10 protein-coding genes are annotated in these 15,045 nt (G+C 61.5%); 3 read left to right on the forward strand and 7 right to left on the reverse strand.

Translation table 11 applies throughout. From position 1 onward, the window contains the following. Positions 1-3: 3 nt before the first annotated feature. From A5650_RS02100 to A5650_RS26265, 3 genes are read left to right on the forward strand one after another with little or no spacing between them, the layout of a single operon-like run. Complete coding sequence (locus tag A5650_RS02100) at positions 4-3,567, forward strand: response regulator (RefSeq protein ID WP_067285784.1); 3,564 nt, start codon at positions 4-6, stop codon at positions 3,565-3,567. After that, a complete protein-coding gene (locus A5650_RS02105; RefSeq protein WP_067285786.1) occupies positions 3,564-4,433 on the forward strand; it encodes a CheR family methyltransferase in 870 nt (289 codons plus the stop codon). The genes A5650_RS02100 and A5650_RS02105 overlap by 4 nt, the downstream gene beginning before the upstream one ends. After that, complete coding sequence (locus tag A5650_RS26265; protein ID WP_082950563.1) at positions 4,420-5,073, forward strand: chemotaxis protein CheB; 654 nt, start codon at positions 4,420-4,422, stop codon at positions 5,071-5,073. The genes A5650_RS02105 and A5650_RS26265 overlap by 14 nt, the downstream gene beginning before the upstream one ends. 62 nt (positions 5,074-5,135) lie before the next feature. On the opposite strand, the gene A5650_RS02110 is transcribed toward A5650_RS26265, so the two are convergent. The 7 genes from A5650_RS02110 to A5650_RS02140 form a co-directional block, all read right to left on the reverse strand. Then, positions 5,136-7,148, reverse strand: a complete 2,013-nt coding sequence (locus tag A5650_RS02110) for a hypothetical protein (protein ID WP_067285788.1) — start codon at positions 7,146-7,148, stop codon at positions 5,136-5,138. Positions 7,149-7,220: 72 nt separating this feature from the next. Beyond that, positions 7,221-7,925: a glycoside hydrolase family 16 protein gene (locus tag A5650_RS02115; protein WP_231992474.1), complete on the reverse strand. Its 705-nt coding sequence runs from the start codon at positions 7,923-7,925 to the stop codon at positions 7,221-7,223. Positions 7,926-8,041: 116 nt separating this feature from the next. Continuing rightward, positions 8,042-9,406 (reverse strand): lipopolysaccharide biosynthesis protein, encoded by a 1,365-nt coding sequence (locus tag A5650_RS02120; protein WP_156743973.1) that lies wholly within the window; start codon positions 9,404-9,406, stop codon positions 8,042-8,044. Continuing rightward, positions 9,403-10,641, reverse strand: coding sequence for a glycosyltransferase family 4 protein (locus tag A5650_RS02125; RefSeq protein ID WP_231992478.1), 1,239 nt, complete (start codon positions 10,639-10,641; stop codon positions 9,403-9,405). Before A5650_RS02125 ends, A5650_RS02120 begins: the two co-directional genes overlap by 4 nt. A gap of 5 nt (positions 10,642-10,646) precedes the next feature. Beyond that, entirely contained in the window at positions 10,647-11,726 is a 1,080-nt protein-coding gene (locus A5650_RS02130; RefSeq protein WP_067285842.1) for a glycosyltransferase family 4 protein, read from the reverse strand. Between the two features lie 35 nt (positions 11,727-11,761). After that, the gene (locus tag A5650_RS02135; protein ID WP_067285844.1) at positions 11,762-12,748 is read right to left on the reverse strand and encodes a glycosyltransferase family 2 protein; all 987 of its coding nucleotides are present in this window, start codon (positions 12,746-12,748) and stop codon (positions 11,762-11,764) included. Positions 12,749-12,780: 32 nt separating this feature from the next. After that, positions 12,781-14,973 (reverse strand): hypothetical protein, encoded by a 2,193-nt coding sequence (locus tag A5650_RS02140; protein ID WP_156743974.1) that lies wholly within the window; start codon positions 14,971-14,973, stop codon positions 12,781-12,783. Between the last annotated feature and the right edge of the window lie 72 nt (positions 14,974-15,045).

Here is a 15,045-nt window from a genome sequence, read left to right on the forward strand (position 1 = left end):
GAGATGAAACTTGCAACCCGATTAGCTTTCCTGTGCGGATCGGCGCTTCTCGCAGTCGTTTTGGCCAACACGCTGTACACCGTTCAGACCAATCGGCTCGTCGACCTGTACGATCTGCGGGCCCAAGCGCGAAATGCCCAAATTGCCGCAATCGATATTCAGCGAGACGTGCAGGCGTTGCTCGCCACATTTAACGGGCTGATGTTGTCCAACGATCCGACTCGGCGAGCCGAACTGTCCGGCAAGTTGGACGAACTCGACAGATCCATCGATGCCGAACTCCGGAAAGCCGCCGAAACGGACAAGGAGAGTACCAGACGAGTGCAGTACCAACAGGCACTCACGACATGGGCCGCTTTCCAGTCGGATTATCGGGCTGACATGCAAGGAGTCGAAAACTACGGCGACGCAGCGGCTTCCGCGAGGGAAGTCAGGAGCCAAGTGGCACAGCTCGAGAATCAACTCCGCGAGATCGAACAAGCGACGGTTACGTCTGTCGACGACGTCAATCGACGCGCAGCACAGGCGATGCAAACCACCCGAACGATTCTGTGGACCTTCGCAAGCGTCATTGTCGTGACGCTGGGTGCTCTACTATTCCTCACCAGCCGCAACATCCACCGTACTGTCACGAGCGCAGCGCAAAAAAACGAAAAGGAGCGCCGTTCTAAGGAGATTCAGGCTAACCTCATGACCGAGGTGCAGGGAGCACTCGACCCGGCGGCGGCAGGCAGGATCGTTATATCTCGCGCCGCAGAGGCTCTCGATGCGAAACATGGAGCACTGTATCTGCGACAGGCCGAGGAGCCTGGCCGATTCGTCCTTAGCGCATCGTATGCTTTTCACCGCCGCAAGGATTTGCCCAATGCCTATGGGCTGGGGGACGGGCTGGTTGGCCAGTGCGCGCTCGAAGGCAACAGGATCGAGGTGACCGGAGCTCCCGGAGACTACGTCGAGATCGTCTCTGGATTGGGCAAGACCGAGCCCGTGTCGCTGATTCTGATCCCGATCAAGTTCGAGTCCGAGGTGCTCGGCGTCATGGAGTTGGCCGGACTTCGAACGTTTTCAGACGATGACATCGAACTCTTGGAGAGCATCGCGTTGGGAGTCGGCGTCGCCATCAGCGCGATCGAGTCCGCGGAGAAGACAAGAGAGTTGCTACGGGTATCGCAGGCTCAGACAGAGGAACTCCAAGCCCAGGAGGAAGAGCTACGAACTGCAAACGAGCAACTGACCGAACGTGAAGATCAGTTGTCGGCACAGAATGCCGAACTAGAAGAAACGACCGAGGAACTACGCTCGCAGCAGGAAGAACTGAGGGCCAGTTCGGAGCGACTCGAGACGCAGGCGTATTCACTGGAGCGCAAGAACGAGGAACTGCATCGGCTCAGCCAAACTCTCGAAGCCAAGGCCGAAGAATTGGCGGTCTCGTCGCGGTATAAGTCGGAGTTCCTGGCGAACATGTCGCACGAGCTGCGTACCCCGCTGAACAGCATCTTGATACTGGCAGGCCTTCTCGCTGAGTCTGATGAACCGCTCACTGAGAAGCAACAGGAATTCGCGGAAACGATTCAACAATCCGGCAAGGACCTGCTCAACCTGATCGATGAGGTTCTAGACCTCGCCAAAGTCGAATCCGGCGCGATGTCTCTCGAGAGAGAACGTATCGATGTCGCAGAGCTGGTCACATTTTTGGAGCGCAACTTCCGGCCGATTGCGGCTGACAAAGGCGTGGCCTTTCGCGTCGTAGTGGATGAAGCCGCACCACGAGAAGTCACGAGTGACTACACCCGGGTCAAACAGATCGCAAAGAATCTGGTGGCGAACGCGATCAAGTTCACGCACGAAGGGTCTGTGACCGTCGAGCTCTCTCGGGCTAGCGACTTGCAAGGCGAACCGGGCGACTATTTGACGTTAGCCGTGATCGACACCGGAATCGGAATCGACGAGAAGGATCATAATCTGATCTTCGAGTCATTTCAGCAGGCGGGCCGAGGCACTGCCAGGGAGTATGGCGGTACCGGCCTCGGCTTGGCGATCAGCCGAGAATTGGCCCGCAATCTCGGGGGTGAGATAACGCTGCGCAGCGCCCTGGGGCAAGGATCGACGTTCACCTGTTATCTGCCGGTCGGGGACACACCGGGACGCGATACACATTCGAATGTTCCGAGCAACTCGGCGCTTTCGAGCCGTGCCGTGAACTCAGAAGCTCGAGGCGGGTTCGGTCTCTCAAACGGCGAAGTGTCAACGACAGAGGCGGCTGCTCAGCCGAGGCCGTCAGAACCTGGCGGTAAAGATGCTGGCGCGCGGTTCGAGGATGTCGATGTATCAGACGTCCGGTGGCCTCAGGGGACGAAACCCGTCCTGCTGATCGTGGAGGACGACCTAACGTTTGCGGGTTTGTTGGCCGATCTGGCGAAGGAAGCTGGATTCGACTCATTTATCACTTCCAGCGGCCGAGAAGCGTTGGCTCTGGCGAAGGAACGGCAGCCGGCAGCTATCACACTGGACATCGGTTTGCCGGACATGGCCGGCTGGGTTGTTCTGGATGTCCTCAAACATGACCTCGCCACTCGCCACATCCCGGTGAATGTCGTTTCCGGGTCCGACGACGATGGTCGTGGTCGCCGAATGGGTGCCATACAGACCCTGCAAAAACCGGCCGACGTGGAGGATCTCCGCTCGATGCTCACCGGCACCGCCGATTTCCTCAAGCCGGGACCGCGACATGTTCTGGTCGCTGAGGACGACGCCAATCAGCGGCAAGTCGTCAAGCAGATGATCGAAAGCGACGATATTGCGATCACCTGTGTGGGCACCGGTCGCCAAGTTCTGGCGGAGCTGGCGGGCGAAACATCCTATGATTGCCTCGTCCTCGACCTCGGGTTGCCGGACATCGACGGCATCGACCTCCTCGAGCACATCACGGACCAGCTCAAAGAGCAGAGCCTGCCGGTGATCGTGCACACCGGAAGAGAGCTGACATCGGCGGAAACCGAGCGGCTCGAGGCCCTGGCCGCCGCCATTGTGCTGAAGAACGCGCGATCACCCGAACGGCTGCTGGACGAGACAGCGCTGTTCCTGCACCGGGTGGCGAACGACATGCCGGATTCGGCGCGTGAGATTTTGGCCAACCCTAGACATGTCGACGAATCTCTCGAGGGCAACACTGTTCTACTCGTCGACGACGACGTCCGAAATGTCTTCTCGCTCGGCAGTGCGCTCAAGCGGTTCGGCATCAATGTGATTCCGGCGCGCAACGGGCAAGACGGGCTCGATCGCCTTGCTGCCAACCCAGAAGTCGGGTTGGTACTGATGGACATCATGATGCCCGTGATGGATGGCTACGAGGCGATGCGTCGAATTCGGGCCGAAGCTCGCTGGCGCGACCTTCCCATCGTCGCGCTGACCGCGAAAGCCATGAAGGGCGATCGTCAGAAGTGCATCGAGGCCGGCGCTTCGGACTACGTGGCCAAACCCGTCGACATGGATCAGCTCACCTCGGTTCTGAGAGTCTGGCTGGCCAGTCGGCCGCGAGGCCGGCAGAAATCGCCAGAGACGCAATGAGTAACCCCGCCGGAAAGCCCCAGTCGGCTCGATCCCGTGAGCTGACTGCGATCGAGGCGGAGGCGTTCTTCTACACGGTGTTCGAGCACCTCGGCTACGACTTTCGCCACTACAGTGACGCTTCGAGAAACAGGAGGCTGGTAGCGTTCGTCGAACGACGCTCGCTAGGCACCATCTCCGAGGCCCAGGGCCGGGTCCTGCGCGATCCGGAATTGTTAGCTGCCTTTCTGTCCGCGATGACGGTGAATGTCACCGAGATGTTCCGAGATCCGTTGGTCTTCAGAAAGATTCGGACGGACTTGTTACCCAGACTGGCAACCTATCCGCGTATCCGGATCTGGGTGGCAGGTTGTGCGACGGGAGAAGAGGCGTACTCTATTGCGATCCTCTTGGATGAGGCTGGTTTGTTAGATCGGACGACCATTTACGCCACCGATATTGACAGCGAGTCGCTGCGCGTCGCCTCCACGGCGATCTATCCGGCGGATGCCATGGCTGGCGCTACCCGCAACTACCAGGCCAGCGGAGGAGAGAGACCGTTTTCCGACTGGTACATCGCCAAGTACAACCGGTGCATTTTCAGCCCACATCTGAGATCGCGACTTGAATTTTTCTCGCACAATCTCGCCACGGACAGCACATTTGGTGAATTTCACCTAATCATGTGCAGAAACGTCTTCATCTACTTCGAGGACACTCTCCAGCGCCGGGTCGAAGGCGTCTTCTGGGAGAGCCTGGCGCCCTTCGGCGGTCTGGTCATCGGCCCGCGCGAAAGCCTCACGGTTGAGGGCAAGCGACTGTTCACCCCGACGGACCGTCGTCTCGGGGTCTACGTAAGGAACCAAAATCAGCATGCCCGGCCCTGACGTCATAGTTATCGGCGGCAGTGCAGGCGGCATCAAAGCTTTGAAGGGCATCTTCGCGACATTCGAAATTCGCCCTGACAGCGTGTTCTGCGTGGTGTTGCATCGCGCGCCTCAATACTCGGGGCTGACCCGAGTCCTCAGGGGATACACCGCCATCCCGATTCATGAGCCGAGCACCAGTCCATGGCTCTGCCCATTGGCTGCAGTTACCGTGGCACCGCCCGGTTACCACCTTCTGCTGGGCAACGACCGAAGCCCGTCGAGCCACCCGCAGACTCCCGTTGAACAATACGAGATCACGCCGGGGGTGCGCGCACACCTGACATTGGATAGCCCGGTCGCCTACTCGCGCCCGTCGATTGATGTAGCTTTCTCGAGTGCAGCACTACTCGTCAATTCGATAACAGCGGTACTGCTTTCATGTGCGAACGACGACGGCGCCCGTGGTTGTGAGGTGGTCCAAGCGGCCGGAGGGCAAGTCGTGCTGCAAGATCCCGTCAGCTGCGAGGCGCCCACGGCAGTCAAGGCGGCGATGCGCAGGGTTGAGCCAGACCATGTCGCAGATCCGGCCGGCATCGGAAGGTGGCTCTCGGAAGTCCGAGGGTCCGGGCACCTCGCGTCTGCTCGCACACAGACATAATTTGCGACCGCGGCTGGTTGATCTACTGGTCACTGGGGTTTGCAGCTCGCCCTATACGAGGGTCAGTCGGGGTATTGCGCATCACGGGAACCGCCTTGGAGGTCCGGCGAACTTCGGATCACGGATCGGCGTGTTTTCAACAGGATCATTAACGCACCGGCAGCGGCAAGGACCGCCACGCCTCCAACGACCCACCACAGCCACCCGGCCTCGGGATCGGTGTTCGACGACTCCGGCGCCCAGATGTCGGTCGGCGGATTAGGAACGGTAACCGGTTCACTGCCAGGAACGGAGATGACCGCTCGGCCGTTCAATCCCGACCACCGTCCACGCTCGCTAGACAGCCATCGGAGCACTTCGTCGAGTTGGGCGGGCGCCGCATTGGAAGTTGCGATCAAGAGCGAGCGCTTGCCGTCGAAAACGGTCTGCAGCGAGCCGAAGCGTACCTCCGGGTCGAGCGTTACCGTGACCGAGCTGTTCTTGGCATCGACACCCTGGACGGTGATGTTTCCTTGATCCGCATCGAAGGGCAGCGCGACCGTTTCGTCGGTCCAGCCCTCGGAGGAGATCAAAACCGCGGCTTCGTTGCTGTCGATCGCTTGCTTCAGGGTAGTTACCGTTGTGATGAGCGGTACCCCGCTCATCTTCTGCAGACCCACGGCGACCGCTGCAGCCCGCGTGGTGTCACCAAACAGGTCGTCGCCGATGCCGAATTGGATGCGTGGCATCAGCGCCTGGGGTAGCGATTGAAACCCCGGTGGCACGGGCGGGTCAGCGGTAACAGCCTGGATCTCGGTGTTGCCGTCCATCTTGAGTGTCATCGGAAGATAGTCGCCGCAACGTCCGGGATCACCGGTGGTGTGCACCGTGATTTGAAGGCTGGTGGAACGCTTCAGCAGCTTGTCGGGAATGCTGACCGAATGGTCGATTGTGCCGTTGGCTTCGACCGGCCATCGGCCTACGGTCTCCCCACCGACCGTCGCGAGCACTTCACCGCCGAAATCGCTGGGAAGGGGGGTGTGCGATCCAATCAGGTGCAACCGGATCCCCTTCAGAGAGTGACCAAAGCGGCTCTGATCCAACTCGATTTCCACCTGCGGCCACATCGCCTCCGAACTGAGGCCGGAAGGCTCCAACTCTTCGAGTGTGGTTGCGTCGCGGAACAACTCTTGCTCGGTGGCCAAGGGTCCGGCTACCGCTTTGGAGCTGAGAGCATATTGCAGCGAATCATCCGAAAGCAGGCGTGTCTGGTTGGTGAGTTCGTCGCCCTGTCCTGAGATGAGCAGAGCGCCCACGCCTGCGCCGCGCTGTAGCGAAACGCCTTTATCTGGACCCTCTTTGATGATTACTTGACGCTCCAGCGGAACGGAGGGATTCGGCAGCGTGATGGCGCCTTCCGGGAGGGGGACGATAACAACGTCGGGGTTCTGCCCGCTGTACCGCACTGCCGTGGCGGCGGCCAGTTGAACGGCGGCGTTCGACTCCGGTTGCGACGGCGGCGTCGGCACCGCAATGGTCAGCCTGCTGAGCACAGGCGGGAGAAACGCCGCAACGGTTGGCGGGATCGACTCCATTCCGGCGAACGTGACCGAACTGTTCACCAGTCGTATCGGTGCCAAGGGATCCCAGCAGTAACCCTCGAGCGGAAGCGCAGTCATGGTCAGCGTGAATTCGACCCAGTTGTTGAAGACCTGCGCGCCGGCAAGGGGGATGACCATTTGCGCCTGATCATTCGTGGGCAACGCCAAGCGGCTGATGGTCCGGTCACCTTGCGTGACCGAAAGGTTGCCAACACGAAGGTTGGTCGGGAGTTCGATGGTCGCGTTCAACGCCACCGGAGCCAAACCCTGCGGAACCGGGAATCCCACTCCGCTGCTGCTGACGTCTCGGTTCACATTGAACGTAATCGTGTTCGACGAACCGAGATCGGACAATTGCAGAGTCGGAGAATCAACGAGCGCACCGCCTCTCTCTTCTGGATCGTCCGGCTGAGCCGCCACGCACGGAGCCGTCAACATGAGCATTGCGATGACCACAGCAAGTGCTCCCGCGACGCGGGGCAGGTGCGATTTCATCTCTGGATGGTAAGCAAACGAGTCGTTTAGCATCGACGAAATCCCGAGCGACATACTTCCGTGGCTGCCCTATCAGGTCGCCGGATCGAAGCGAATCCAGTCAACAAGCATCGTCGCCGGAAAGCGCGTCGAATCGTCCGGCGGACCGGGCCAGTCTCCGCCCACGGCGATATTCAGCAAAACATGCATCGGATTGTTGAACACCCACGGCGCCCCGGGCGGCAAGGACGAAGGAGTGAAGGACCACAGCGTGCCTTCGTCAACGCCGATCGTCACGCGATCTTTCTCCCGAGTAACCCAGTAGATGTGGAAATCTTCTGTGAGATCGGCGATCGAACCGCTGGGGCCGACCTCGGTATCCGGAGCTGGCGGCCCATGCAACCGTACGTTGTATGTCTTGCCGGTATTGACGATCTCCATGATGTCAATCTCACCGCACTGGGGCCAGCCGACCTTATCGATGTCCGATCCGAGCATCCAAAACGCTGGCCAAATCCCCTGCCCGGAAGGAAATTTGATGCGTGCGTTGATGGTTCCGTATTGGAAATCCAGTTTCCCCCTGGTGACGATCCGTCCCGACGTGTACTTGCTGCCGGACTTGCGGGCTTCGATGACCAGATGCCCTTGCCCATCGAGTCGGACGTTGTCGACCGAATCGGTGTACGTCTGAAGACTGCCGCGCTCCCATCCCTTTTCGGGTGAGGGGCCGACGTCGTACGCCCACAGATTGGGGTCAGGGGCGGAGCCGGCGGGTCCGGAGAACTCGTCGACTATCAACTCGGACGCTAAGGGTGATCGAGGCGTGGAGTCGGCGACACTGCAGCACATCGAAAGGGGTATCGCTGCGACAAGCGCCAGTAGTAGCCGTGACAATCTGGTCAGAATACGCCTCACTAGCCGGTCTCCGCGGTCGCATCATGGTCGTCGACCTTTGTGCGAGCCATCACCTTCAAGCGGCCACGGTAGGTCCGCCACACCAACGGCCCGCAGACTAGAACCTCGATTGCGACCGCCACGAGCCAACCGATGCTGAGCCCCGTGAGCCCGCCTCGTGCGGCGCCGATCGCCGCGCCGATCACCTCGCCGATACTGAGCACACCGATCACGATCGCTTCGCGGCCGACTCGGTCGGTGACTCGCGCCACGGCCACATGGTGGTCCTTGACGATGAGACCGAGCCCGGCTAAGCACATCACGATGAGCGCGACGCGACCGTTTGCGGCATACGCCGAACCGAAGATGTGTAGCACCACACCGCCGAGAGCTACGACGACGACATTTGCGGCCGCGCAGAGGATCAGCGAATAACGCAGGGTGGACCGGAACTCCGTGACAAACGTGCTCGAATCACGCGCGCCTGATGCGAACAGCGCTGTCGCCAGCGAGAAGGGAAGAAAGAAGACGAACCCCGCCACCGACCACGTGGCATAGAGGTACCCGGCTTGTTCGGAGCCCAAAATCACATTGGCGACGATCGGCATCGCGAAATAGGGCACAAAGAGCGCAATGTTGAGCATGTGGTGTTTGGCGGCTTCGAGATGCAGTCCCTGCAATACCGAAATGCTCGGAAACATCCGGCGGACCGACACCTTGTATCGGCGCATAAGAAGACCGGTCACCACGGCGATGGAAATGACGTTGGCCATGAACCAGCTGGCGAAAATTGTGAGCGAGCCGTAACGGGATAGTGCCAGGGCCAGTGCAACCAGGAGCGCCAGCTTGACAGTGGCTTGAATCGCGTTGCGGCCCAGCTGCATCCCACCACCGATGAGACTCAGCAGCGCCTGGTCGAGTAACAATCCGACACCTTGGGTCGCCACGGCAGCCGTGAACAATATGGTGATGGCGACGTCGTGACCGATGCCGGGCAGCCCGATAAAACTATTGGGCAGCAAAAAAGCGCACGCCAAGGCCACGACACTGCCCACCAGAGCGCTGGCGATTGATGCGGTCGACACCAACGCCGCGCGGCCCTCGCGCATAGCGGGGAGCTGGATCATCAGCAGGGTGCCGAAACCGAGCACGGTGAACGGTGCGATGAGGTTCATCGCGGAGATCGCGGTTGAGGACTCACCGACATCAGATGCGGGGAAGACCCGGGCGGCGACCGCCCAATACACGAATCCGAGGCCCGAAGTGACTAAAGACGTCGAGACCAGTGCGCCGGCATTGCGGAGTAGAAAGCGAAGTTTGTCTCGGCCCGAAGTGGGGAGGTTATCACGCTGGTGACCGCCTCCGGAGGCGCTTGCGGTGGTCATCCGCAGGCCGTCACTTCGCGGTCTCGGATCGCGTCGGCGTACATCTGCTCGATGCGCGCCACCACGGCGCCGACCGTGAACTCGCGCGCGCGGTCCCGGCCCGCAACTCCGAACGTGCGCGCGGCCTCGGGGTTGTTCAACACGAACGTGATTGCCTTGACCAGTGCAGAAACGTCGCCCGGCGAAACGAGAAGACCGGTGCGGCCATCGACAACCATGTCCGTAATGCCGCCCGATGCGGTCGCGATCACGGGCCGGCCAGCCGCCATCGCCTCGAGGACGACGGTCGGGCACGGGTCTGCCCACACCGAAGGGACGACCACTGCACGGGCCGATCTGAACAACTCCACCACTTGGTGATGCAACAGCTCGCCCGCCCAGCCCGACCCCGGAGGGAAGTCCCAGGCGTCTGGTGTCGGGTTTCGTCCGGCGAGCACCAACTGCGGGGGAGCATCCAGACGCCGATATGCGTCCAGCAGTACCTGCACGCCTTTGTCGCGGCTCAGATCGCCGACGAACAACAACGGTGCATCGGGCCGAGTCCCAGGGATCTCGTCGAGGACAATGTCATCGGGAATGAAGTTCGGTATCACCCGCGGTCGGATGCGTGCGCTGTGCAGCCATTCGTTCTCAGGAACTTGAACAGCATGAGCGACAGCACTGCTGACCGCTGCGGCGTCGGTGATGCGTTTGGCTCGGCGCCGCCCCGCCCACACATTGGCGGCCAGCGTAACAACTCCGTTCGCCGACCCGTAATGCGTCATCGAACACGACAGGCAGCGCCTCGGGGACGGACCGGGGCACCTCGTCACCTCCTGCTCCATCAAGCGCTTGGTGGCACAGATGTGGCTGTAGTCGTGAAGCGTCATAACCAACGGCACGCCAGTAGCAGCCGCGGGCCCCACCGCAGAGTTGACGATCCAATTGTGGGCATGAACTACGTCGAACCCGCCTCCGGCAAGTTCGTGCCGAATTGCCCTACTGACAGCGGGGTCCGGCAGCGGCAGTGCGTGCGGCCGCGACGGATCGCTGTAGAGAAACGGGAGTCGAGACGCCGCAGAGCGCACGCGCACCACGCGAACGCCTTCGGCCACGCTCGCGCCAGGTGGATTCTCGTTCGTCGCGAAGCCTAGGAGCGTGACGTCATGTGAGCGCGCCGCCATCTCACGAGCCAGATTCCAGACGTGGCGCTCCTCGCCGCCCACATACGGCGGCAAGAACTGTGCCAAGTGCATGACTTTCACCGCACCACCTCGCGATATAGCGAGTGCAGTTCCTCGGCGCAGTCGTCCCACGTCGGCAGTTGCGCGGGCGCGTTCCGAGGTTCTGCCGCCAATTTGAGAACCATGGCCGCGACTTCTTGCGGCGAGGCGTCGAGGGGGATCGTGGTCACCAGCCCCGCTCGGCCCAGTTCGGTCAGGCCCGAGGTGTCGGCGACCAGAGCCTTGCCTCCAGTACCGATCGCCTCCATCACTGCCACGGGATGAGCTTCATACTCGCTGAGCAGACAAACGACGTCGGCGTCGGACACAACCTTGCCCAGGCCGGCGCGCTCACCTGGCGGATAACCCCGGATCAGCACCCGATCGGCGACGCCCAGGTCGCGGGCCATATCACGCAAAGCCAGCTCGAACGGACCGCTGCCGATCAGCGCGAGCTTCGCACCAGGCGCCTGATTCAAGATTTCCGGCATGGCCTGCAGGATGCGGTGGTGGCCCTTGTACTCCTCGAGCCGTCCGACCGATATCACCAACGGGTTACCCCCAAGGCTGGGCGCGCTGTAGTCGACGGGCAGCGGTTCGCAGCCGTTCCTGATCAGCCGAATGCTCGACTCGGGCACACCGAGAGTCTGGGCGAACAACCGTCGCTCGAACTCACAAACGGCGACCAACGCCGTCGCCGTCCGCAGCGGCGGACCGAGCAGCTTCCACTGCAACGAGCGCAACCTATGTCGGACGCCAGAGGAATGGCCGCCGGTGTGGAAGGTCAATACGGAAGGTATCCGTGCTCGTCGCGCCGCTGCCAGAGCAGCCGGCGGTACGAAAGTGTGGACGCCTTGCACGTGCACAACATCGTAATTGCGTTGTGCGCCAGCTAGATAGCGAGCCAGTCCCGGTGAAATGTAGTAGTCGCGTCCGCGTGGATAGGCCGGCCACCGTCGAACTCGGTATCCGGACAAGGCTTCGGTGCGAGCGAGCTCACCCGATCTGTCGGTGGTCAGAACTGTCACGTCCACACCGGAGGCGGCCAACCGTCGCGAAACTTCGTGTACGTGCGTTTCGATACCACCCATGATCGGCACGGCCTGGGCAGAAACCATGGCGACCCGTAGCGCACCTCCGTGTCCGAGACCGTTCACCGCGTGCCTTCTCGCAACCGGCGCACTCGTGCGGTGACCGAAGCGACCGCGAAAGCGACCGTGGTGTAGCCGAGTCCGACCACGATCACCAATGCTGTTAGCAGTCCGGCAAGGTCGCCGCGGATAGCCCGCGATATGCCGCGAAGCGCACCAAGGGGCAGCGTCACCGTCGAGTAACTCCACTCGGCGGACAAGCCCCTTTCCACCCCGACGCTCTTGGTCACCAATGCCTTGGACAATCCTTCAGCCCAGCATCGGCTGCGGAAGTAAGCGAACGTCTGTCGTTGGGGCGGAACGCGGTGAATCACCGCGGCGGTGTCGTCGTACAGATAGAAGCCGGTGGGCCTCGCGTTCGCGGCACGAATGCAGAACTCGGTCTCCTCGCATCCCACCGGAAGTGATATGCCGGCGCTTCGACCGATTCCGGAGACGAATCCGCCATTGGCGAACAGTTCGCGTCGAAACGAGGAGTTGGCACCGATGAGATTGCGGAGGCGTCCTTCAGGGTGGCCAATGTAGGTGCATCCGACCACCCAGTCGAATTCCGCCGGCCACCAGCGTGGCCGGCCGGAGGTCCATCCAGGATCGATGCGGCCACCGACGCCAATCACGCGGGGGTCGGTGTAGTTTTTTGCCAGCCCGGCGAGCCAGCCGGGTTTCGCGGCGGCATCGTCGTCGAGAAAGACAACGACGTCTGAGTCGGTGAGTTCGACACCGGTATTGCGGGCGCCGGAGACACCTCGTTCATTGTGGTTGGCCACGACGCGGACGGTGGGGAGTTGCTCGGTAAACCGGGCTTGTAAATCTGGATTGTGATCCACAACGAGGATCAGTTCGTGCGGAGGTGGTTGCTGAGCTTGCACCGAGGCGACGGCTCGCAAAGTGTCGTCCCAACGATCCCAGGTGTATGCGCAGATGATCACCGCGCATGTAGGCAGACCGGCGCCGTCGCGGTCTTCGTGCGGCGTGGGCTTGGTCTGCATGGTCGAATACTCCACGTCAATTGAGCCGAATGTCAGCGACTTGAACTAGATGGGACATGGGTGGCGGTCGGATCTTCCAATATCTGCCCGACCTTGGTCACCGTCTCGTTGGCAGCATTGAGCACCGCCAGTGAAACGATCAAGGCCAGTGGGACCGCGAGGAGAGCGGCGGTGCGGACCTGTCGTGAAGGCACTTTGCTGACGCTGCGTCGGCTGAAGGCTGCGAAGGCGAAGTGGGGAAGTAAGACAGCCAGCGAAGCTGATACGACAGTCAACGGAGTCAGCCAGACTTGCAAAAGCAGCATGGTGACCGATACCAGGCCTGCCGCCGCGAGCACGGTCGCGGCTGTGAGCGCAGGTCCCCACACGCGCCGCAACATCGTCGCGCTGTCTCTTACCCGAGGCCAGATCCTGCTGCGCATTATCAAGGCAATGAAGAGGCCGCATATCAGGCCGACTGCCAGTTGGTCCGCGACGCTGATGAATGGCGTTGATTCATACCACCCGTTCCTCTGTTCGGGGATACCGAGCCCTTTCAGGTCATAGATCGACACCGGGCCGTGCTGGTAAACCAGTTCGATTCCGGGTACTCCGTCGAATTTTGTGAGCTGTGCGTCGGTGAGCTGTTCTCCCATCCCGGTTTCACCTTTGAAGAAGTACTCGCCGTAAGGGGGCAACTCGGCGGCGAGTCGTTGGTCGACGTACAAATATCTGACTGCCATGCTGCTGGCCATGTCTGTCTCCGCCTGATTCCAACCGGTGGCGACGTACAACGCGGGTACGTCGACGTAGGACGCTCCTTTCATCACCGGCCAGAGTCCGGCTTGTGAGGCAAGCAGAGTGGAGCTGACCCGGTCGGCCCCGATTCGGCTGCCCGCCGGCAGCGCCCCGCGCGCCCACTTGACGGCTGCGAGGGTTTCGGCGTCCATGGATCGGGTGTCGGCCGCGGCCATGTAAGGACCGGGGAGTCGAGCCCAGTTCGGCCCGCTGCCCAGAACGTACCCACCAAGAAATATCCCTGCCCCAAACACGACTGCAAGGACTCTGACCGCCGGCGTCGCGCGCCACTCTTGAGGTGAGACGTCTTCGTCGAGGTCCTCATCCCTGCGCCACCACAAGTGGACGGCGTAGTCGGCCAACACAATACAGAACGGGAGGAAAAGGAAACTGCTGGACCGGTCGAAGAGTTCACCACCCTTGGGCACGACGCGAGCGGCCAACGCGAGGGGGATGCACACCGTCAGCATCAAAAGAAAGAAGTGCGGGCCCGACTGCTCGAGGCGACCGTCACGGCGCCTCCACCATCGCAGAGCCAGGAGTGTCAGCGCGGCCACGGTCAATGACAGCGCCGCGGCGTAGTAGAGCAACAGGAATTTGTCCAACGGTGCTGATTCAGTGCCCGCCGAGTCCTTGAAAGCGCCGCGTCGCGCACCGCCGCGGAACTGCGCGGCCACGTCATCGATGATGGGGCCGAAATAGTCCGTCAGCAGCGACCGCTGCACTAACGCCCACGCCAATGTCGCGGCGATGGCGGTCAACGCGCCGTAGGCGATCCGCCATCGCGCGTGTCCCTTCTCTGCCACGGCCCACGCCAGAAGAAAAGCGGCGGTGAGGAAACTCGTCACATGGTGTGTTATCGCCATGCCCAGAAGGCAGACGGTGGCACCGCCGAAGAAGGGGAGCGGATCGTCGGCCTTGCGGGCACGCGCGATGAGGCTGACCGACGCCAGCGCCAGTGGCAAAGCCAGTGTCTGATAAGCGAATTGCGAATTGAAGAATACGAACTGGGGCGATACGGCATACACCGCAACGGCCAGACCTCCGGCGCGGGCACTCCCGGTTATCTGCTCGACGGCGTCGCAGAGCACAGTGACCAGGACCAATCGGGCGGTGAGTATGACGACGACGGCGGCAGCCATCGTTGGAACGCCGAGTTGGTGCACCAGCACAGTCACCGCTTCCAGGCCCGGGTATCGCGGACTCACTTCCAGCAACGGATTGGGCTGGAAGAGACGGTGGGACGAGATGATGTCGCCCAGCGTGCGCATGTGGAGTTGCTCGTCGAATCCCGTGAACAGCAGAGGGTTGGTGGCCCGCCACATCAGCGTCGGGGTCAAGCCCAGACACACCACCGCGGTGTTCCGCATGGCTCGACTCAATTGCGGAGAGGTCAGATACCAGAGTGCGCTGCCGAACGCCACGGCAAGGCTGATGTCTGACAGCAACTCCGCCAGACCACCCTGACCCCGTCGCGCGAAGCTTACGGCAGCGACCTGGCCGGCTAGCGCCGCCAACTG

The sequence above is a fragment of the Mycobacterium sp. 1164985.4 genome, from assembly GCF_001668575.1.
Lineage (GTDB): Bacteria > Actinomycetota > Actinomycetes > Mycobacteriales > Mycobacteriaceae > Mycobacterium.

What these genes read in the sequence shown, in the direction of transcription:
- A5650_RS02120 (WP_156743973.1), bottom strand. Translation starts at nt 9,406, where the DNA reads ATGACCACCGCAAGCGCCTCCGGAGGCGGTCACCAGCGTGATAACCTC.
- A5650_RS02130 (WP_067285842.1), bottom strand. Translation starts at nt 11,726, where the DNA reads ATGGTTTCTGCCCAGGCCGTGCCGATCATGGGTGGTATCGAAACGCAC.
- A5650_RS26265 (WP_082950563.1), top strand. Translation starts at nt 4,420, where the DNA reads ATGCCCGGCCCTGACGTCATAGTTATCGGCGGCAGTGCAGGCGGCATC.
- A5650_RS02135 (WP_067285844.1), bottom strand. Translation starts at nt 12,748, where the DNA reads ATGCAGACCAAGCCCACGCCGCACGAAGACCGCGACGGCGCCGGTCTG.
- A5650_RS02110 (WP_067285788.1), bottom strand. Translation starts at nt 7,148, where the DNA reads ATGAAATCGCACCTGCCCCGCGTCGCGGGAGCACTTGCTGTGGTCATC.
- A5650_RS02125 (WP_231992478.1), bottom strand. Translation starts at nt 10,641, where the DNA reads ATGCACTTGGCACAGTTCTTGCCGCCGTATGTGGGCGGCGAGGAGCGC.
- A5650_RS02100 (WP_067285784.1), top strand. Translation starts at nt 4, where the DNA reads ATGAAACTTGCAACCCGATTAGCTTTCCTGTGCGGATCGGCGCTTCTC.
- A5650_RS02105 (WP_067285786.1), top strand. Translation starts at nt 3,564, where the DNA reads ATGAGTAACCCCGCCGGAAAGCCCCAGTCGGCTCGATCCCGTGAGCTG.